20 protein-coding genes are annotated in these 19941 nt (G+C 72.4%); 7 read left to right on the forward strand and 13 right to left on the reverse strand.

Features of this window, described 5'->3' with window-relative positions; all coding sequences use genetic code 11:
• Positions 1–19: 19 nt before the first annotated feature.
• The 7 genes from BLW86_RS06725 to BLW86_RS06755 are packed head-to-tail and all read right to left on the reverse strand — an operon-like array spanning position 20 to position 7072.
• A complete protein-coding gene (locus BLW86_RS06725) occupies positions 20–805 on the reverse strand; it encodes an ABC transporter ATP-binding protein (protein WP_093873161.1) in 786 nt (261 codons plus the stop codon).
• Positions 798–1730: an ABC transporter permease gene (locus BLW86_RS06730; RefSeq protein WP_093873162.1), complete on the reverse strand. Its 933-nt coding sequence runs from the start codon at positions 1728–1730 to the stop codon at positions 798–800. The genes BLW86_RS06725 and BLW86_RS06730 overlap by 8 nt, the downstream gene beginning before the upstream one ends.
• A 49-nt stretch (positions 1731–1779) precedes the next feature.
• Positions 1780–2625, reverse strand: a complete 846-nt coding sequence (locus BLW86_RS06735; RefSeq protein WP_093878536.1) for a glycosyltransferase family 2 protein — start codon at positions 2623–2625, stop codon at positions 1780–1782.
• 47 nt (positions 2626–2672) lie between these two features.
• Positions 2673–3485, reverse strand: coding sequence for a CDP-alcohol phosphatidyltransferase family protein (locus tag BLW86_RS06740; protein WP_093873163.1), 813 nt, complete (start codon positions 3483–3485; stop codon positions 2673–2675).
• Positions 3463–4524 carry an iron-containing alcohol dehydrogenase family protein gene (locus tag BLW86_RS06745; RefSeq protein ID WP_093873164.1) on the reverse strand — a complete coding sequence of 354 codons (1062 nt, stop codon included), beginning with the start codon at positions 4522–4524 and terminating at the stop codon, positions 3463–3465. Before BLW86_RS06745 ends, BLW86_RS06740 begins: the two co-directional genes overlap by 23 nt.
• Positions 4512–5249 (reverse strand): phosphocholine cytidylyltransferase family protein, encoded by a 738-nt coding sequence (locus tag BLW86_RS06750; protein ID WP_093873165.1) that lies wholly within the window; start codon positions 5247–5249, stop codon positions 4512–4514. Before BLW86_RS06750 ends, BLW86_RS06745 begins: the two co-directional genes overlap by 13 nt.
• On the reverse strand, positions 5246–7072 hold the full coding sequence (locus BLW86_RS06755) for a DUF5941 domain-containing protein (protein ID WP_093873166.1): 1827 nt from the start codon (positions 7070–7072) through the stop codon (positions 5246–5248). Before BLW86_RS06755 ends, BLW86_RS06750 begins: the two co-directional genes overlap by 4 nt.
• Positions 7073–7459: 387 nt before the next feature.
• Between BLW86_RS06755 and BLW86_RS06760 the strand changes: the two genes are divergently transcribed.
• From BLW86_RS06760 to idi, 3 genes are all read left to right on the forward strand, one after another.
• Complete coding sequence (locus tag BLW86_RS06760) at positions 7460–8401, forward strand: cation diffusion facilitator family transporter (protein ID WP_093873167.1); 942 nt, start codon at positions 7460–7462, stop codon at positions 8399–8401.
• Positions 8402–8598: 197 nt separating this feature from the next.
• On the forward strand, positions 8599–9846 hold the full coding sequence (locus BLW86_RS06765) for a bifunctional class I SAM-dependent methyltransferase/N-acetyltransferase (protein ID WP_093873168.1): 1248 nt from the start codon (positions 8599–8601) through the stop codon (positions 9844–9846).
• 151 nt (positions 9847–9997) lie between these two features.
• Positions 9998–10618, forward strand: coding sequence for an isopentenyl-diphosphate Delta-isomerase (gene idi, locus BLW86_RS06770; protein ID WP_093873169.1), 621 nt, complete (start codon positions 9998–10000; stop codon positions 10616–10618).
• Positions 10619–10702: 84 nt separating this feature from the next.
• On the opposite strand, the gene BLW86_RS06775 is transcribed toward idi, so the two are convergent.
• Together BLW86_RS06775 and BLW86_RS06780 are read right to left on the reverse strand one after the other, a co-directional pair.
• Positions 10703–11155 (reverse strand): ATP-binding protein, encoded by a 453-nt coding sequence (locus BLW86_RS06775; RefSeq protein ID WP_093873170.1) that lies wholly within the window; start codon positions 11153–11155, stop codon positions 10703–10705.
• Between the two features lie 130 nt (positions 11156–11285).
• Positions 11286–12005: an HdeD family acid-resistance protein gene (locus BLW86_RS06780; protein ID WP_093873171.1), complete on the reverse strand. Its 720-nt coding sequence runs from the start codon at positions 12003–12005 to the stop codon at positions 11286–11288.
• Between the two features lie 66 nt (positions 12006–12071).
• Between BLW86_RS06780 and BLW86_RS06785 the strand changes: the two genes are divergently transcribed.
• Entirely contained in the window at positions 12072–12815 is a 744-nt protein-coding gene (locus tag BLW86_RS06785; protein WP_093873172.1) for an enoyl-CoA hydratase/isomerase family protein, read from the forward strand.
• Between the two features lies 1 nt (position 12816).
• On the opposite strand, the gene BLW86_RS06790 is transcribed toward BLW86_RS06785, so the two are convergent.
• Together BLW86_RS06790 and BLW86_RS06795 are read right to left on the reverse strand one after the other, a co-directional pair.
• Complete coding sequence (locus tag BLW86_RS06790; RefSeq protein ID WP_093873173.1) at positions 12817–13458, reverse strand: DJ-1/PfpI family protein; 642 nt, start codon at positions 13456–13458, stop codon at positions 12817–12819.
• Positions 13459–13551: 93 nt separating this feature from the next.
• Positions 13552–14523 carry a GlxA family transcriptional regulator gene (locus BLW86_RS06795; protein WP_093873174.1) on the reverse strand — a complete coding sequence of 324 codons (972 nt, stop codon included), beginning with the start codon at positions 14521–14523 and terminating at the stop codon, positions 13552–13554.
• A gap of 126 nt (positions 14524–14649) precedes the next feature.
• Between BLW86_RS06795 and BLW86_RS06800 the strand changes: the two genes are divergently transcribed.
• From BLW86_RS06800 to BLW86_RS06810, 3 genes are all read left to right on the forward strand, one after another.
• Positions 14650–15516: an SCO6745 family protein gene (locus BLW86_RS06800; RefSeq protein ID WP_093873175.1), complete on the forward strand. Its 867-nt coding sequence runs from the start codon at positions 14650–14652 to the stop codon at positions 15514–15516.
• A 109-nt stretch (positions 15517–15625) separates the two neighbouring features.
• Positions 15626–18052: a Tex family protein gene (locus BLW86_RS06805; RefSeq protein ID WP_093873176.1), complete on the forward strand. Its 2427-nt coding sequence runs from the start codon at positions 15626–15628 to the stop codon at positions 18050–18052.
• Between the two features lie 208 nt (positions 18053–18260).
• Positions 18261–18710 carry a DUF2690 domain-containing protein gene (locus BLW86_RS06810; RefSeq protein WP_177181583.1) on the forward strand — a complete coding sequence of 150 codons (450 nt, stop codon included), beginning with the start codon at positions 18261–18263 and terminating at the stop codon, positions 18708–18710.
• A 71-nt stretch (positions 18711–18781) separates the two neighbouring features.
• On the opposite strand, the gene BLW86_RS06815 is transcribed toward BLW86_RS06810, so the two are convergent.
• Both BLW86_RS06815 and BLW86_RS06820 read right to left on the reverse strand, forming a co-directional pair.
• Positions 18782–19183, reverse strand: coding sequence for a hypothetical protein (locus BLW86_RS06815; RefSeq protein WP_093873178.1), 402 nt, complete (start codon positions 19181–19183; stop codon positions 18782–18784).
• Complete coding sequence (locus BLW86_RS06820; protein WP_093878537.1) at positions 19180–19911, reverse strand: 2-phosphosulfolactate phosphatase; 732 nt, start codon at positions 19909–19911, stop codon at positions 19180–19182. Before BLW86_RS06820 ends, BLW86_RS06815 begins: the two co-directional genes overlap by 4 nt.
• Positions 19912–19941: the final 30 nt, after the last annotated feature.

Raw genomic sequence — 19941 nt, forward strand, 5'->3', positions numbered from 1 at the left:
GGCTCCTGGACGTCAGGCCTCAGCGCGCGGTCTCCCGCTCGTACGCCTTGAGGACCTCCTCCGTGGGGCCGTCCATCAGGAGCTGCCCCTTCTCCAGCCAGAGCACCCGGTCGCAGGTGTCCCGGATGGACTTGTTGCTGTGGCTCACCAGGAAGACCGTGCCGGCCTCCTTGCGGAGCTCGCGGATGCGCTCCTCGGAGCGGATCTGGAACTTGCGGTCACCGGTCGCGAGCGCCTCGTCGATGAGGAGGACGTCGTGGTTCTTGGCCGCCGCGATGGCGAAGCGGAGCCGGGCGCCCATGCCGGAGGAGTACGTCCGCATGGGGAGGCTGATGAAGTCGCCCTTCTCGTTGATGCCGGAGAAGTCGACGATGTCCTCGTAGCGGGAGCGCACCTCCTCGCGGCTCATGCCCATGGCGAGGCCGCCCAGGATCACGTTGCGCTCGCCGGTGAGGTCGTTCATGAGGGCCGCGTTGACGCCCAGGAGCGAGGGCTGCCCGTCGGTGTAGACCTTGCCGCTCTCGGTGGGGAGCAGGCCGGCGATGGCGCGCAGGAGCGTGGACTTGCCGGAGCCGTTGGTGCCGATGAGGCCGATGGCCTCGCCCCGGTAGGCGGTGAAGGTGACGCCGCGGACGGCGTGGACCTTGCGGACGCCCCGGGAGACCTCGGCCTTGCCGCGGCCGACGATCCGGCTGAGCGCCGCCGTGGCGCTGCCCCTGCCTCCGCCTCCGGTGTGGACCCGGTAGACGATGTGGACGTCGTCGCAGATGACGGTGGGGACGCGGTCCTGGTTCGTGTCAGCCACGGCCGTACCTCTCCTCGGCCTTCCAGAAGTAGACGAAACCGCCGATGCCGAAGACCAGGGCCCAGGCGAGGGCGGTCATCCAGACGTGCGACGGCAGGTTCTCGGCGCCGTAACCCTCGATGAGGGAGTAGCGGATCAGGTCCATGTAGACCGCCGCCGGGTTGTACATGAGGACGTCGGCGATCCACGCCGGCTTGTCCGCCAGCATGGCCGAGATCGAGAACATCACGCCGGACGCGTACATCCACGTGCGCATGACGAACGGCATCAGCTGGGCGAGGTCGGGCGTCTTGGCGCCCATCCTGGCCATGATCAGGGCCAGCCCGATGTTGAACACGAACTGCAGGAACAGCGCCGGGAGCAGCAGCAGCCACCGGAGGGAGGGGTAGCTGCCGAAGGAGATCGCGACCGCCACGAGCACGATCATCGAGAACAGCAGCTGCTGGAGCTGCTGAAGCGAGAAGGAGATCGGGAGGGTGGCGCGCGGGAAGTGCAGGGCCCGGACCAGGCCGAGGTTGCCCGAGATGGCCCGGACGCCAGCCATCACCGAGTTCTGGGTGAAGGTGAACACGAAGATGCCGGTGACCAGGAACGGGATGTAGACGTCCTTGCTCAGGCCCTTACCGGCGCCGAGGATCAGCCCGAAGATCAGGTAGTAGACCAGGGCGTTCAGCAGGGGGGTCGCCACCTGCCACACCTGGCCCAGCTTCGCCTGGCTGTACTGGGCGGTCAGCTTCGCCGAGGAGAAGGCCAGGATGAAGTGGCGACGGCTCCACAGATCGCGGACGTACTCGAACAGTCCGGGCCGGGCTCCGCTGACGGCGAGGCCGTACTTCGCGGCGAGGGCGGCCGGCTCCAGGCCCTCGTCGACGGAGGACGGAGGCGCGCTCGTCGCGACCGCCCCGCCCAGGTGTGTGTCACTCACAGTCGAAACTTTCGTGTTCAAGATGCGCGGCACGTGGAGTACCACGATGTCAGACGACCGGGGGGCGACCCAGCCGGGTCAGGCGCCACACCGTACGCCACCTCATCGGGCGGCGCGGTCCGCAGGGGGTCGTCCAGCCCGCGCGGAATCCGCCGAGCCACGCCTTCAGCGCGGAGGGCGAGGGCCGCCGGGCCAACGTGAGCAGGAGCCAGACGCCGAGATAGACCGGCACCAGGGGCGCGGGCAGATTGCGACGTGCCAGCCACACTCGGTTGCGGGCCACGTTGAAGTGGTACGAGGCATGCCGGGACGGGGCTGTGGTGGGGTGCAGCAGCACCATGTCGGAACGGTAGTCGATCATCCAGTCGGCGTCGAGCGCGCGCCAGGCGAGGTCGGTCTCCTCGTGCGCGTAGAAGAACTCGTCCGGCAGACCGCCGACTTCGGCGAAGACCTTGGTGCGGACGGCGTTGGCGCCGCCGAGGAAGGTGGTCACCCGCGAGGAGCGCATCGGGTCGGCCGAGCGGAGCCGCGGCACGTGCCGGCGCTGGGTCGCCCCGGTCTCCGGATCGGCGATCCGGAAGCTGATGATGCCGAGGCGCGGGTCGGCGGTGAAGGCCTGCCGGACCAGCTCGACGGTGTCCCTGTGGGCGAGCAGCCCGTCGTCGTCGAGGAAGAGCAGGACGTCGACGTCGGTGCCGCCGGGGCCGAAGGCCTCGATGCCGACGTTCCGGCCGCCGGGGATGCCGAGGTTCTCGGGCAGGTCGACGGTCCGCACCCAGTCGGGCACCCCGGTGACCGGGGTGCCCTGACCGACGACGACGACCTCGACCGGGTCGCCCTCCTGCGCGGCGACCGAGTCGATGAGCGCGCGCAGGTCGTCGGGGCGGTTGCCCATCGTGATGATGACGGCACCCACCCTGAGCGGCGTACTCACGGCCGGCCTCACTTCAGCCTGCTGGAGACCATGATCGACACGAGGTGCAGCACGGTCTGGAGCAGTGCGATGCCGGCGAGGACGGCGACACCGAGCCGGGAGAAGAAGAGGTCTCCCCTGGCCTGGTCCGCGATCGCCAGGACCACGATGAGCAGCGAGGCCTCGATGCCGAGGACGAGCCGGTGGAACTTGAGCGCGGCGGCGGCCCGGCGGGCCAGCGCCATCCCGGAGGAGCGCGGCTCGGAAGCCGCCTCCTTGACCGGCGGCAGACCGCCCTGGTGGCGGGCGACGCCGACGAGGTCGGTCTCGGCCTTGATCAGGATGGCGCCGAGCGCGGCGAGCGTGCCCAGGAAGGCCCACAGCCAGTCGATCCGGCCCGAGCCCCACAGGTCGGCGGCGCGCAGGCCGAAGCCGACGAGGACGGCCGCGTCGCACAGGTAGGCGCCGACCCGGTCCAGGTAGACGCCGGCCAGCGAGTACTGCTTCTTCCAGCGGGCCACCTCGCCGTCGACGCAGTCGAGCAGCAGGTAGAGCTGGACCATGAGCGCGCCGAGCAGCGCCCCCGGGATCCCGGGCACCAGCAGGGCCGGTGCGGCGAGGACGCCCGCGAGCGTCATGACGTACGTCAGCTGGTTCGGCGTGACCTTGGTGCCGACGAGCTGCCGGGTGATCCTGAGCGAGATCTCCCGCATGTAGAGGCGGCCGCCCCAGTGCTCGCCACTCCGCCGGTCCTTCACGCCCGGGGGGTGGACGACCGGGCGGAGCTCAGCTACCGAGGGCTTCCGCGAAGGACGGAGCTCAGTTACCGATGGCTTTGGCATAGTCGGCGTACGCGTCCCTGATCTCGTCGTCGGACAGGTCGAGGTGTTCGAGGATGGTGTAGCGGCCCGGTCGGGTCTGCGGGGCGAAGGACACCGCCTGGACGAACTCGTCCACGGTGAAGCCCATCTCCTCCGGCAGGACGGGCAGCCCGTGCCGGCGCAACGTCTCGACCATCACGCCGGAGGCGTCCCGCGCACCGCGCAGGTGCATCGCGAAGGCCGCGCCGAGGCCGCACTGCTCGCCGTGGCTGGCCGCCCGCGTCGGGAACAGCAGGTCGAAGGCGTGGCTGATCTCGTGACACGCGCCCGAGGAGGGGCGGCTGTCGCCGCTGATGGACATGGCGATGCCGGACATCACCAGGCCCTCGGAGAGGGTGACGAGGAAGTCGTCGTCGCCCACGCCGCCGGGGTGGCGGAGCACGGCCTCACCGGCGCTGCGGGCCATGGCGGCGGCCAGGCCGTCGACCGGCTCGCCGTTCTCGCGGTGCGAGAGCTCCCAGTCCTCGATGGCGGAGAGGTTGGAGATCGCGTCGCCGATGCCGGAGCGGACGTACCGCACGGGGGCGTCCCGGATCACGTCGAGGTCGATGACCAGCGCGATCGGGGTGGGGACGCCGTACGAGCCGCGGCCGTTGTCGTTGTCCAGGGTGGAGATCGGCGAGCAGATCCCGTCGTGCGACAGGTTCGTGGCGATGGCCACCAGCGGCAGCCCGACCCGGGCCGCCGCGTACTTGGTCACGTCGATGATCTTGCCGCCGCCGAGGGCGACCACGGCGTCGTACCGCTTGCCGCGCATGGCGTCGGCGAGCTTCACGGCCTCGTCGATCGTGCCGCCCGAGACCGGGTACCAGTCGGCGCCGGGCAGCTCGGGGGCGAAGTGGTCACGCAGCTTGAGGCCCGAGCCGCCGCTGATGGCGACGGCGATCTTGCCGTTGCTGGAGATCCGCTGGTCCGCGAGGAGCGCGGACAGGTCGTCCAGCGCTCCCCGGCGGATGTCGACGACGACCGGCGAGGGGATCAGCCGGGTCAGTACTGGCACGCGATCTCACGGCCCTTCGCGAGGTCGTCGTGGTTGTCGATCTCGACCCACTTGACGTCGCCGATGGGGGCCACGTCGACGGTGAAGCCGCGGTTGACGAGCTCCTGGTAGCCGTCCTCGTAGTAGAGGTCGGGGTCGCGCTCGAAGGTGGCCTTGAGGGCGTCGGCGAGCTCCTCGGCGGCCTCGGCCTCGATGAGGGTGACGCCGATGTACTCACCGGTGGCGGTGGCCGGGTCCATGAGCTTGGTGATGCGCTGGACGCCCTTGCCCTCGGCGGTGATGACCTTCATCTCCTCGTCGGCGAGGTTCTTCACCGTGTCGAGGGCGAGGATGATCTTCTGGCCGTTCCCGCGGGCGGCGAGCAGGGTCTTCTCGACGGAGACCGGGTGGACGGTGTCGCCGTTGGCGAGGATCACACCGCGCTTGAGGACCTCACGGGCGCACCACAGGGAGTAGGCGTTGTTCCACTCCTCGGCCTTGTCGTTGTCGACGAGGGTGATCTTGAGGCCGTACTCGGCCTCCAGGGCGTCCTTGCGGTCGTAGACGGCCTCCTTGCGGTAGCCGACGACGATCGCGACCTCGGTGAGGCCGATCTCGGCGAAGTTCTTCAGCGTGAGGTCGAGGATGGTGGTGTCACCGTCGACCGGCACGAGGGCCTTCGGAAGGGTGTCGGTGTAGGGGCGCAGACGGCGTCCGGCACCGGCTGCCAGTACGAGGCCGATCATGCTGTTTCTCCTTCGTCGTGAACGGCGGGTGCTCCGGAGGAGACCCAGAAGCGGATGGACTCCACGAGCACCACCAGCGCGACGGTGACCGCGAGCGCGGTCAGTGCCAGGGTGAAGTCGTCGCCGCGGTCCGCCAGCAGGGCGGCGAGGACGGTCACCAGGAGCGTGCGCCCCTCGTGTCCGCCGGTGACGCGCACCAGCCAGGCGGGCGGCGCGCCGGTGCCTCCGCGAATGCGGTACACCGTGTCGTAGTGATGGTAGGCGACGGCCGCGACCAGCCCGAATGCGGCGGGGAGCGCCTGCGGGGCGTCCGACTTCGCCGCGAGGATCAGGATCGTGCCGTACTCGGCGGCGCGGAAGAGCGGCGGCAGCAGCCAGTCGAGGGGGCCCTTGAGGGGGCGGGAGACGGCGCCGCCGGCGAAACCGACGTAGATCACCGCAGCCATGACCGTGAAAGGGCTGCCGAACGGGTCGAGGCATGCTGACGCGAGCATGTACACCGCACCGACCAGCGCGATCACCACGGGAAACCGGGAGAACGGCCGGACGCCCGGACGTCGGCCGGCCTTCGCCACCAGCTCCGCCAGCGGACCGCTGTCCGCCAGGTCCGCCAGCGCCAGCGCCGCCCGGTCCGTCCGCTTCGCCCTGCGGGTCAGGGAGCGCAGGACGCGGCCCGCCGTGGTGTAGCAGGCGCCGAAGGCGCAGCCGATGATCAGGGCCCAGAAGACGATCCGGGGGCTGGTGACGGCGGTGAGGACGGCGATCATCGCCCAGCGCTCGCCGATCGGCAGGATGATCATGCGGCGGGCCCAGACCGTCCAGCCGACGCTGTCCAGCTTGCTGGAGAGGGCGGCGGTCGGGCTGGTGTTGGCCGTGGCGTCGTGGTTGGCCTCGTTGAAGGAGAAGTCCACGACGTGCCGGCAGGTCATGAGGACCATGGCGCCCAGGGCGAGCGCCCACACGTCGTCGCCGTTGCGGGCGGCGCCGAGGGCGAGGCCCGCGTAGAAGGCGTACTCCTTGGCCCGGTCGAAGGTGGCGTCGAGCCAGGCGCCCATCGTCGAGTACTTCAGCGCGTAGCGGGCGAGCTGCCCGTCCGTGCAGTCGAGGACGAAGGAGACCAGCAGGAGGACGCCTGCGGCGATGTAGCCGCCGCGCGCACCGGTGGCCGCGCAGCCGGCCGCGATGAGCGCGGTGAGCAGCGAGGCGGTGGTGACCTGGTTCGGGGTGAGGCCGCGGCGCGCGCACCAGCGGGCGATGTAGCGCGAGTACGGGCTGATGAAGAAGGTGGTGAAGAAGCCGTCGTGCGCCTTGACGGCCGAGCGCAGGCGTACGGCCTCGTCGTCGACGGCGTCGACGGCGGCGCGGGCCTCGTGGCGGGCCTCGGCGTCGGTGGGCACGGTGGCGACGAGGGTGCCGAGCTGGGGCCGGTGGACGGCGACGCCGCCGGCGTCGAGGGCCTCGGCGAGCGAGTCGGTGAGGCCGTGCGCGTCGGTGAGCGTGCCGCTGCCGGTGGCCCCGGCGGCCGTGGAGACCGCTTCCAGGGCGCGGGCGAGCGCGGGGCGGGCCTCCCGCTGGGCGGTCAGCGCGCCGGGGGCGGCGGCCGCGGGGAAGCGGGGGTCGGTCAGGGTGAGGCGCAGCGCGTGCAGGTGACCGACGAACCGGGGGTCGACGAGCGCGACGCGCTCGCCCGCCGGGACGGCGGCCAGCAGGGCGCCGGCCTCCTCTGCGCCGGAGGCGATCCGGACGTCGAAGCCGAGCGACCGCAGATCACCGTCGAGCGAGGATCCGGGTGCCGGCGGGCCGGTGAGGATGGCGGTCGACAGACGAACTCACTCCTTGGAGCTGACGGAGGGGCCGGCGGGGCCATGGCGGCCCCGGCGCGGCGGTGCGGCCCGGCACCGGGCGGCGACACGTCGGCTGAGGCTATCGGATGAACGGAACGCGATTTCACCGAGGCTTCGCCGGCAGGACTCCCCCGAGACCGTCCGTGTCCGTCCGGGTGCGCCGCGTTCCGCGGAGATCATCATGGGTGATCGGCGGCCCGCCCCACAAACCCCGTCCCGGGAGGCCGGCGGCGCGATCCCCCGCTCTGACGTCGTCGCAGGTCAGAGCATATGACAACGGTGTTCAGTACCGTGTTGCGCATACCCCCCACCCGTAGTTCACTTGCGAACCGGGGCACACACTCGACACGACCGGGAGGCCTTGTCATGGGGGCTGGACACGATCACGGGCACGGCCACGGCGGCCCGCCGCCGACGGGCACCGCGGCCGCCGCGTACAGGAACCGGCTGCGGATCGCGCTCGGCATCACGCTCTCCGTGATGGTGATCGAGATCGTCGGCGGTCTGGTCGCCGACTCGCTCGCCCTGATCGCGGACGCGGCGCACATGGCGACCGACGCGGTCGGCCTCGCGATGGCGCTCCTCGCGATCCACTTCGCGAACCGGCCCCCCTCGGGGAACCGCACGTTCGGATACGCCCGGGCCGAGATCCTGGCCGCGCTCGCCAACTGTCTGCTGCTGCTCATCGTCGGCGGATACGTGCTGTACGAGGCGATCCAGCGGTTCCTGGAGCCGGCCGAGACCAAGGGCGGGCTCGCGATCGCGTTCGCGGTGATCGGCCTGGTGGCCAACGTGATCTCGCTGTCGCTGCTCATGCGGGGCCAGAAGGAGAGCCTCAACGTGCGCGGGGCGTATCTGGAGGTGCTCGCGGACGCTCTGGGTTCGGTCACCGTGATCGTCGCGGCCGCGATCATCCTGGCGACGGGCTGGCAGTACGCGGACCCGATCGCCTCGATCGTGATCGGACTGATGATCGTGCCGCGCACGGTCAAGCTGCTGCGCGAGACCCTGGACGTCCTGCTGGAGGCGGCTCCGAAGGGCGTCGACATGGCGGAGGTGCGGGCGCACATCCTGGCCCTGCCGGGCGTCGAGGACGTGCACGACCTGCACGCCTGGACGATCACCTCGGGGATGCCGGTGCTCTCCGCGCACGTGGTCGTCGACCAGGACGCGCTCGACTCGGTCGGGCACGAGAAGATGCTGCACGCCCTGCAGGGCTGCCTGGGCTCGCACTTCGACGTGGAGCACTGCACCTTCCAGCTGGAGCCGGCCGGGCACGCGGAGCACGAGGCGAAGCTCTGCCTCTGAGCGGCCCCTGCTGTTAGTCTCGTCGTACGAACGCGTGGGGAGAGGAGCTGAGGTTGATGACCGTCGCGATGGAGGCTGCCCAGTGCGGCAGCACCCGGTCGTCCCTCAGCCTCCGGGTCTCCGGCTGACCTGATCCCGGTCCTTCCACCGGTACGTCACGTCGTCGGCCGGGGCCCTTTCACCCAAGGGTTTCCACGTTGTCCGACAACGCTCTGCACGACTCCTTCTTCGCCCTGCACCACGGCCTTCCGCGCCAGGGTCCGGGCTCCGACACCACCACCCGTCGGCTCCTCGCGCTCTCGGGCCGCCTTCCGGAGCGTCCGCGCGTCCTCGACCTGGGCTGCGGCCCCGGCCGCTCCGCGCTGCTCCTGGCCACCGAGGCGGGCGCCGAGGTGACCGCCGTCGACACGCACGAACCGTTCCTCGCGGAGCTGCGGGAGGCCGCCGCCGCCCGCGGGCTCGACGGCGCGGTCCGCACCCTGAACGCCGACATGGGCGCGCTGCCGTTCCCCGACGGCTCCTTCGACCTGGTCTGGGCGGAGAGCTCGGTCTTCGTCCTCGGCTTCGACCGGGCGCTGGCCGAATGGCGCCGGCTCCTGGCCCCCGGGGGCACGCTGGTGCTCACCGAGTGCGTCTGGACCGCCGAGGAGCCGGGCCCGACGGCCCGCGCCTTCTGGGAGGAGCACTACACCCTCCGTACCGTCGCCGAAAACGCGGCGGCAGCCGTGGCGGCCGGCTACCACGTCCTGGGGACCGTCCCGCAGCCCGAGAGCGACTGGGACGAGTACTACGTCCCGCTCGCCGCGCACGCCGACGCGGCGGACACCGCCGTGCCCGGCATGGCCGAGGCGGTGGCGGGGGCCCGCGCCGAGATCGCGCTGCGGCGCGAGCACGGCTCCGACTACGGGTACGCCGGCTTCGTCCTGCGGGTCGCCGATCCGCGCTGGCGCACCCGGCCGGAGACCGACGGGGACGCCGCCGCCGTGCGGGCCGTCAACGCGGCGGCCTTCCCGACCCCGGAGGAGGCCGGGCTCGTCGACGCGCTCCGCGCCGACGCCGGAGCCTGGTTGCCGGGCCTGTCGTACGTGGCGGAGGCGCCGGACGGCACGGTCGCCGCGCACGCGCTGATCTCCCGCTGCCATGTGAACGGGGTGCCCGCGGCGGCCCTCGGGCCGGTCGCGGTCGCTCCGGAGCACCAGAACACCGGTGCGGGGCAGGCAGTCGTCCAGGCGGTGCTCGACGCGGCCCGGCTGCGGGGCGAGCGGCTCGTGCTCGTACTCGGCCATCCGGGGTACTACCCCCGGTTCGGGTTCGTACGGGCGTCCGCGTATGGAATCAAGCCAGGTTTCGAGGTTCCGGACGAGGCCATGATGGCGCTCGTCCTGGACGCTTCGGAGCCCGTCCCCTCGGGCACGATCGCCTATCCGGCGGCTTTCGGGGTCTAGACGCCCCGTGAAGGGCGCCGCTCCCGCCGCACCGCGTGTACTCCGGTGCGGTGGGAGCGGCCACGTCCGGACGCCGAAGTGCGGACAAGCCGCTTTTGTACGGCACACTGTGGGGGCCCCACCGGGCCGAGGACCGATGCGAAGGATGGGTATGCCGACCACACCAGCCACCGCGGCTCAGATCTCGCCGGAGATCACGTCGAACGGTGTCCAGCCGTCCGGAGTCCCGGCGCCGATCATGCTCGAACTGGTCGACGAGGAGGGGAGGACCATCGGCACCGCGGAGAAGCTCGCCGCGCACCAGGCACCGGGGCAGCTTCACCGCGCCTTCTCCGTCTTCCTCTTCGACGAGTCGGGCCGGCTGCTGCTCCAGCGGCGGGCGCTCGGCAAGTACCACTCCCCCGGTGTCTGGTCGAACACCTGCTGCGGCCACCCCTACCCGGGCGAGGCGCCGTTCGCCGCGGCGGCCCGGCGGACCTTCGAGGAGCTGGGCGTCTCGCCGACGCTGCTCGCGGAGGCCGGCACCGTCCGCTACAACCACCCGGACCCGGCCTCGGGCCTGGTGGAGCAGGAGTTCAACCACCTCTTCGTCGGGCTCGTGCAGGCCGCGCCGCGGCCGGACCCGGAGGAGATCGAGTCCACCGACTTCGTGACCGCCGACGAGCTGGCCGAGCGGCACGCCGCCGCGCCCTTCTCCGCCTGGTTCATGACGGTCCTGGACGCGGCGCGACCGGCGATCAGGGAGCTGACGGGTCCGTCCGGGGGCTGGTGACCCCCGGCGCGTCTCCCGGCCCCGGGTTCCATCGGGGCCGGGGGCTTCCGGCCGTGTGTGCCGGATCCGGACCCGGCGGGCCCGTCAGACGGGCCCCAGGGGCAGCGCCGCCCAGATGATCTTCCCGCCGCTCGCGGTGTGCTCGACGTCGCAGGCGCCGCCGGCCTCCTGGGCGATCTCGCGGACCAGGAGGAGCCCCCGACCACCGGTCTGCCCCCAGTCCGCCTCCAGGGCCTTGGGGCGGTAGGGGTGGTTGTCCTCGACGGACACCCTGACCCACTCGGGGCCGATCGCGACCTCCACCGCTATCTCCGGGGAGAGCAGCGCCGCGTGCCGCACGGCGTTGGTCACCAGCTCGGAGACGATCAGCAGCAGGCCGTCCATGATCTCCTCGCGGACGGGGACGCCCTGGCGGACCAGCAGGTCGCGTACGGCGTGCCGGGCCTGCGGGACGGAGACGTCGACCGCCGCAGCGGTGAAGCGCCAGACTCCTTCGTAGGACGGTTGCCGGGCGGGGACACCCTCGTGGGTCTCCACGGTCCCGTTCCCACCCTCGTGCTCGATTCTCGCCACGGATCGAGTCTTGGCAATACGCGCGAGCGGACCGACCTACTGACCAGAAGTCGACACCTATCGGTCACCTTCTGATCGGCTGAGTATGCCAACGTCAGTTGTTCGACTGATCCTGCGCGGTTTCTGAGGATTCCGGAAGCGGGTCCTCCAGCGACGGCGACGGCGACGGCGACGGCGACGGCGACGGCGACGGCGACGGCGACGGCGACGGCGACGGCGACACCATACTGACGATCCGCCTGCCGCCCACCCCGATCGCGATCAGGCCCAGCCCGTCGAAGAGCAGGGAGAGCGAGAAGAAGAGCCCGATGACGTACCGGCTGCTGTGCGGCCAGTCGAACAGGACCAGCAGGCCGAGCAGCAGCCCGAAGGCACCCTGGAGCAGCGTCCAGCCGAACTGCGGCCCCCGCACCACCACACTGCCCACCAGCCGGAACAGCCCGCCGGTGAGGAAGAGCAGGGCGGCGAACATCGTCAGCGTCTCCGCCGATCCCTCCGGGTGACGGATGACCACGACACCGGCCGCGATGTTCAGGGCGGCCACCACCACGGCGAGCCAGAAGTAGCTGGTGCCGCGCGACTGGATGGCCTGGAGCAGCCCCACGGCGCCGCCGATGAGCAGCAGCCAGCCGAAGAGCAGCATCGAGGTCAGCGTGGCGGCCCCCGTGTAGACCAGACCGACGACACCGCCGAGCACGAGCAGGATGCCGAACGCGGCCAGCCAGCTGAAGCTGCGGTTGAGCTTCTTCCCCTCGCGCGCCAGCTCCCGGACCGCGTCGGGGTCGGCTCGCGGCCCTCGGGCGTCCTTGGCCATGCGATGCCTCCTCGGAGCGACCCCTTCCTGATCGTACGTTCGGGCCCGGCGGATAGCATCCGGCCCATGGAGCCGCAGCTGAAGGACAGCGTCACGGACGGGATCGCCACCGTCGTCATCTCCAACCCCGCCAAGCGCAACGCCATGAGCGTCGGCATGTGGCGCGCCCTGCCCACCGTCCTGGAGCGGCTCGCCGCCGACCCGGCCGTCCGGGTGCTGGTCCTCACCGGCGAGGGCGACACCTTCTGCGCCGGGGCGGACATTTCGGCGCTGCGGGAGCCCGGGGACGAGCAGCAGGCGCTCGCGGTACGGGCCGAGGAGGCGCTCGCGGCCTTCCCCAAGCCGACCGTCGCGGCGGTGCGGGGCTTCTGCGTCGGGGGCGGCAGCCAGCTCGCCGCCGCCTGCGACCTGCGCTTCGCCGAGGAGGGCGCCCGCTTCGGGATCACGCCCTCGAAGCTCGGAATCGTCTACCCGTCCTCCTCGACCCGCAGGCTCACCGCCCTGGTCGGCCCCTCGACCGCCAAGTACCTGCTGTTCTCGGGCGAGTTGATGGAGGCGGAGCGAGCCCTGCGGACCGGTTTCGTGGACGAGCTGCACCCGGCGGGCGCGCTGGACAAGCGGGTGGCCGAGTTCGCCCGGCTGCTCGCCTCCCGCTCGCTGCTCACCCAGGCGGCGGCCAAGGAGTTCGCCAACGGCCGCCTGGACCGGGACGCCCACTGGGCGGAGCAGGCACGCGGCAGCGGTGACACCGCGGAGGGCGTCGCCGCCTTCCTGGAGCGCCGCGCGCCCCGCTTCACGTACGGCCTCTGAGTCAGTCCCGCGCGACCGACTCGACGGGCCGTCCGCGCCAGTGCGCGACGATCGCGGCCGGGGCCTTCTCCGGCGAGCCCGCGTCGTACGGCGGCTGCGGGTCGTACTCGGTGAGGAGCTGGATCGTCTGGGCGGTCTCGTCCCCCGCGATCCGGCCGAGCAGGTGCAGCGCCATGTCGATGCCGGAGGAGACGCCGGCGGCCGTGACGTACTTGCCGTCGAAGACGACCCGCTCGCCGGTGGGCTCGACGCCCAGCGCCCGCAGTTCGTCGAAGGCGAGCCAGTGGGTGGTCGCCCGGCGGTCCTTCAGCAGGCCCGCGGAGGCGAGGATCAGCGAGCCGGTGCAGACGGAGGTGGTCCAGGTGCTGGTGGCGTCGGCAGTACGGAGCCAGTCGAGGATCTCCGGGTCGTCCATGGCGACCCGCGCGTCGGGGCCGCCGGGGACCAGGACGATGTCCGGGCGCGGGACCTCGGCGAGGCTCCGGTCGGCGACGAGCGCGAGACTGCCCTGGTCGTTGCGGACCGGTCCGGCCTCCTTGGCCACGAAGACGGTCTCGGCGCCGGGCAGGCGGGCGAGCAGCTCGTACGGGCCGACGGCGTCGAGGGCGGTGAAGCGGCCGTAGAGCAGGACGGCGATCTGCACGGAGGTTCCTTTCGGTGGGGGGAACGTCGACGGCGGGCCGGTCGACCACGGGGCCGACCGACGACGGCAGATGGTGACGACGTGGGCGGACGGTCAGGCCAGGACCGCGTGGAAACGGCGGCGGTACTCCGCGGGGCCGGTTCCCAGGACTTTCAGGAAGGCGCGACGCATGGCCTCGGGCGTGCCGTACCCGGAGGCGCGGGCGACCTCCTCGACGCCGCGCGAGGTCTCCTCCAGGAGGCGGCGGGCGTGTTCGAGCCGGACCCGGTCGACGTAACGGCCGGGCGGGACGCCGGTCTCCGCATGGAAGGCGCGGGCGAAGTGGCGGGGCGAGAGCCGGGCGCGGGCGGCCAGCGACTCGACGGAGAGGTCCGCCTCGGGGTGCTCGGTGATCCAGGCCTGGAGGTCCCGCAGCGGCTCCCGGCGGGCGGTCTGGGCGGCCAGCTGGGCGCTGAACTGGGCCTGATTGCCGGGGCGGCGCAGGAAGACGACCAGGTGACGGGCGACGGTGAGGGCGACGTCCCGGCCGAGGTCCTCCTCCACGAGGGCGAGGGTCAGGTCGATGCCGGCGGTGACCCCGGCGGAGGTGGAGAGCCGGCCGTCCCGGACGAAGATGGGGTCCGGGTCCACCTCGACCTCGGGGTGGCGGCGGGCGAGGTGGTCGCAGGCGATCCAGTGGGTCGTGGCCCGGTGTCCGTCGAGGAGTCCGGCCTCGGCGAGGAGCAGGGCCCCGGTGCAGACGGAGACCAGGCGTCCGGCCTTCGGGGCCTGGGTGCGCAGCCAGTCGATCAGGGCCGGGTCGGGCGCGCGGGTGCCTTCGCCGCCGGGGACGACGAGGGTGTGCGGGGGCCCGTCGGCGACGGCGGCGTCGAGGGAGGTGTCGGGGAGCAGCCGCAGTCCGCTGTGCGTACGGACCGGTCCGCCGTCCAGGGAGGCCGTGCGGATCGGGTAGGCGGACGGGTCGCCGGCGGCGCGGCCGGCACCGGCGAACACCTCGACGGGGCCGGTGACGTCGAGGCTCTGGACGTCGTCGAAGAGGACGACGAGGACGGGGCGTTGCGTCATGACTCCATCCTTGGCGGATGCGGTGGCGTCTGCAACGACGCGGAACCCACCTTTCCTGCCATCCCGCGCCCGCTCGGCGCCGTCCGGCTGTTCCCGTCGTACCGACCAGTCGGTAACGTTCGGTCCATGACGACTGCCCTTCCCCCGCGCGCGGGCCGCCAGTGCCACAACGCCCTCAACCCCCTCCACTCCACGCTGTACTTCTCGCCGGACCTGGACCGGGAGTTCACCGCCCTCGGCTTCACCGACCGGAGCGCGATGCGGCTCGCCGCGCGGAGCGCCGCCCTCGGCGCGGTCGGGGCGGGCACCGTCGCCGCGACCTTCTACAACTACAACCACGAGTTCCTCTCCGGGCACCTCCCGGCCGTCTGGGAGACCGCCTCCCCCGCCGAGGTCCTGGACGCGCGTCTGCGCACCGCCGACGCCACCCTGCGGCGGCTGCTCGGCGACGACGTCGTCGCCTCCCCCGAGATGGCCGAGGCGGCGGAGCTCGCCCTGCGCGCCACCGAGGCCTGCACCCGGCACGCCCGGCCGCTCTACTCGGCCAACGCCGACCTGCCGGTGCCCGAGCAGCCCCACCTCGCCTACTGGTACGCCGCCACCCTGCTCCGCGAGCACCGCGGCGACGGCCACCTCTCGGCCCTGCTCGCCGCCGGGCTCGACCCCGTCGAGGCCCTCGCCTCCCACACCGCCACCGGCAAGGGAATGTCCCCGCGCTGGATCCTCGGCACGCGCGGCTGGCGGCACGCCGACTGGGAGGCGGCGGGGGAGCGGCTGCGCGAGCGCGGACTCCTCGACGCCGAGGGCGAGCTGACGGAGGCGGGGACGGCCCTGCGCGCCGAGCTGGAGGAGCACACCGACCGGCTGGACTCCGCGCCGTACGAGCACCTCGGTGCGGCCGGGGTCGAGCGCCTCACCGAGCTGGGACGCGGCTTCCTGGTCACGGCGGTCGGCGCGGGCGCGTTCCCCGCGGACCTGCTCGGCAAGGGCTGACCCGGCGGGACGGGGACGCGCGCGGGACGGGCCGGTTGCCGCATACGGGTGACCGACCCGGCAGAATGCACTCGCAAGCTTGAGGCACGAGAAGGCGAGTCGGGACACCGTGACGACGTCCATCGAAGCAAGGATCGCCGAGGAGCTCGGCGTACGCGAGCGACAGGTGAGGGCAGCCGTCGAGCTCCTCGACGGCGGTTCGACCGTGCCGTTCATCGCGCGCTACCGCAAGGAAGCGACCGAGATGCTCGACGACGCGCAGCTGCGCACCCTGGAGGAGCGGCTGCGCTATCTCCGCGAACTGGAGGACCGCCGGTCGGCGATCCTCGACTCGGTGCGCGAGCAGGGCAAGCTGACGGCCGAGCTGGAGGCGAGCATCCGGGCCGCCGACACCAAGGCGCGCCTGGAGGACATCTACCTGCCCTTCAAGCCGAAGCGCCGGACGAAGGCCCAGATCGCCCGCGAGGCAGGGCTCGAACCGCTGGCCGAGGGGCTGCTCGCCGACCCCTCCGTCGAGCCGGCGGCCGCCGCCGCGGCCTTCGTGGACGCCGGCAAGGGCGTCGCGGACGCCGCCGCGGCCCTGGAGGGCGCGCGGGCGATCCTCGCCGAGAAGTTCTCCGAGGACGCCGACCTCATCGGTGAGCTGCGCGAGCGCATGTGGGGCCGCGGGCGGCTCGTGGCGAAGGTCCGCGAGGGGCAGGAGGAGGCGGGAGCGAAGTTCGCCGACTACTTCGACTTCGCCGAGCCCTTCACGGCGCTGCCCTCGCACCGCGTGCTCGCCATGCTGCGCGGCGAGAAGGAGGACGTCCTCAGCCTGGACCTCGAGCCGGAGGAGCCGACGGAGGGACCTTCCTCGTACGAGGGGATCGTCGCGAACCGCTTCGGCGTCGCCGACCGCGGCCGACCCGGGGACAAGTGGCTCCAGGACACGGTCCGCTGGGCCTGGCGGACCCGGATCCTGGTGCACCTCGGGATCGACCTGCGGCTGCGGCTGCGCACGGCCGCCGAGGACGAGGCGGTCCGGGTCTTCGCGGCGAACCTGCGGGACCTGCTGCTCGCCGCGCCGGCCGGCACCCGGGCGACGCTGGGGCTCGACCCCGGTTTCCGCACGGGTGTGAAGGTCGCCGTCGTCGACGCGACCGGCAAGGTCGTCGCCACCGACACGATCTACCCCCACGTCCCCGCCAACAAGTGGGACCAGGGGCTGGAGAAGCTGGCGCGCCTGGCGAAGGAGCACGCGGTCGAGCTGATCGCGATCGGCAACGGCACGGCCTCCCGCGAGACCGACAAGCTGGCGGCCGAACTCCTCGCCAAGCACCCCGAGTTGAAGCTGACCAAGGTGATGGTCTCGGAGGCCGGCGCCTCGGTCTACTCGGCCTCCGCCTTCGCCTCGCAGGAACTCCCGGACCTCGACGTGTCGTTGCGCGGCGCCGTCTCCATCGCCCGGCGGCTCCAGGACCCGCTCGCGGAGCTGGTGAAGATCGACCCGAAGTCCATCGGCGTCGGCCAGTACCAGCACGACCTGGCCGAGGTGAAGCTCTCGCGTTCGCTCGACGCGGTGGTCGAGGACTGCGTGAACGGCGTCGGCGTGGACGTCAACACCGCCTCGACGCCCCTGCTTTCGCGGGTCTCGGGCATCAGCTCCGGTCTCGCGGAGAACATCGTCGCGCACCGGGACGCCAACGGCCCCTTCCGCTCCCGCAAGGCGCTCAAGGACGTGGCCAGGCTCGGCCCGAAGGCGTACGAGCAGTGCGCGGGCTTCCTTCGCATCCGGGGCGGCGACGACCCGCTCGACGCCTCGGCGGTGCACCCGGAGGCGTATCCGGTGGTGCGCCGGATGGTGAAGGCGACCGGCGGCGAGGTCGCGGCGCTGATCGGCGACACGGGCACGCTGCGCTCGCTGCGGGCGGACGACTTCGTCGACGAGACCTTCGGCCTGCCGACGGTGACGGACATCCTGCGCGAGCTGGAGAAGCCGGGCCGTGACCCGCGTCCGGCGTTCCGTACGGCCACCTTCAAGGAGGGCGTCGAGAAGATCGGCGACCTGGCGTCGGGGATGGTCCTGGAGGGTGTCGTCACCAACGTGGCCGCGTTCGGCGCGTTCGTGGACGTCGGCGTGCACCAGGACGGCCTGGTGCACGTGTCGGCGATGTCGAAGGCCTTCGTCAAGGACCCGCGTGACGTGGTGAAGCCCGGTGACGTGGTCAAGGTGAAGGTCGTGGACGTGGACATCCCGCGCAAGCGGATCTCGCTGACGCTGCGGCTGGACGACGAGCCGGGCGCGGGCGGCCAGGGCGGTGCGCCCAGGCGTGACCGCGGCGAGCGCGGCGAGGGTGGGGACCGGGGCGAGCGTTCCGGCCGGCCGCCGCAGCAGCGTCAGGGCGGTGGCCGCCGGGCGGAGGGCGGAAACCGCAGCGACCGCGGGGAGCGGGGCGGCCGGGACCGTTCGGCGGCGCCCGCGCCCGCCAACAGCGCGATGGCAGACGCCCTCCGCAAGGCCGGCCTGCTCGGCGAGGGCGGTAACAAGCGCCGATAGACGCGCAGGTCGGATGTGGTGTCCGACAGACGGCCCGAGGTCGTCCGCGCGCTCCCCGGCAGGGGACGCGGGGACGACCCGGATCAACCGGGCGTCGGGGCGGGGCGGACCGTTTTACCCGTTGACGTGGACAGGGCGAGCCGCCAAGATCAACTCCGGCCTCCACGGGGGCCGCGAGTTGTCCCTGCTCCCGGAGGAAGCAACAGAGATGAAGCGCATGATCGCGAAGGTCGCGGGCGTCTCCGCGGCCGCGATGACCATGGCCCTGGTCCCGCTCGCGGGCACCTCGTACGCCGCCGGCTGCTCCGGTGCCGGCTGCGACAACCTCGGCCCCGTCTCCCAGGCCTGCGACGGCGACGCCGTCACCAAGACGTCCGTCTCCGACGGCATCAGCAAGGCCGAGCTGCGCTGGTCGGCCAAGTGTCAGGCCGCCTGGGTCCGCGTCAACGACCCCTACGGCCCCGACAACTGGTGGGACCACTACGGCTACATCGAGAAGCACAACGGCTACGCCGGCCCGCTGATCCGCAGCCTCTCCGTCACGATCCCCGACCCGGGCTCCGACTGGTCGAACATGCTCGGCGGCAGCGGCTACTACTACCGCGTGTGCCTCAAGGACAGCGGCACCGGCGCCGTCGACTGCAGCCCCTACTGGTAGACCCTGACCCCCGCGTCCGCAGGAACGAGGCCACAGCCCACCGGGCTGTGGCCTCTTCGCGTCCGCCCCGGTTACGGGAGGAAGCGCAGCGCCCAGTCGGCGCGGTTGGCGACGGAGAGGTCGTCGTCCTCCGTCATCGGCTGGAGGACACGACGGGCCTCCCTCGGGTCCGCCTGGACCAGGTCGACGATCTCGGCGGCCAGGCCGTCCTGGTCGTCCCCGAGGTCGACGGCGGAGGCGCGGACCAGGGCGGGGAGGGCGTCCGGGCCGCCGAGGGCCGCGAGGACGCCGCCGAGGAGCTCCCGGGCGTAGGCGTTCCGCTCGGTGAGGGCCCGGTCCAGCTCCGCCTGGAGGCGCGGCAGGAGACCGGCGTCGCCCGAGGCGGCGATCTCGTCGGCGAGGTCGATCGTCTCGTCCACGTCCGCGTCCAGATCGTCCAGCATCTCGGTCAGCCGGGTCAGTAGGTCGGTCATCGTGCCTCCTGGAAAGCGCCGTCCACCAGGACGGGCACGGCCGTCGAGCTGTCGATCTCGGCGGCCACGGCCACGTCCTGCGGAAAGCCGTACTCGTACAGTTCACGGCCCGAGTCGCAGCCGTGCAAGGCGGCGACCGGGTCCTCGGTCGCCGCCCACAGCGTGGCCGCCGCGGTCGCCTCCGGGGTCATTCGGGTGTGCGGGCCCCCGAGGGCGGAGAGCACCGCTCCCGCGCCCAGCAGGTCTTCGAGCGCCGGGCGCAGCGAGCCGTCGGGCCACCGCTCGCCGGAGGCGATGACGGCGAGCGGGCGGGCGGCCGTGCCGTAGCCCCGGTCGGTGAGCCGGCGGGCGACGGCCGAGTGGTTGCGCAGGGAGGCGGCGACGACGACCGCGCCGCCCGAAGCGGCCTCGGCCGCGATGGTGGAGCCGTTCGGGGACGGCAGGACGAGCCGGTCGGGCACGGGCGCCGCGCGCAGGGCGGCCGGGGAGAGCGTCCACGGGTGCGCCCCGGTGGCCTCGCCCCGGCCGACGGCGAGCGCGGCGTCCTTCTCCCCCGCGTACGCGGCGGCCGTGGCGTCGCGCCAGCGGTACGGGAGGACGGCGGTGCCGCGCTCGACGGCGACGCCCACGGCGGTGGTGAAGGACAGCACGTCGACCACGACCACGCAGGCGGCCGCCGGAGCGAGGGCCCGCGCCTCGACGGGCCCCCAGCCGAAGGAGACCGTCATCGCGGGCACCGGCCGGAGGAGACCGGCGCC

Origin of the sequence: Streptomyces sp. TLI_105 (assembly GCF_900105415.1) — a bacterium.
In the GTDB taxonomy this organism is placed as follows: Bacteria; Actinomycetota; Actinomycetes; order Streptomycetales; family Streptomycetaceae; genus Streptomyces.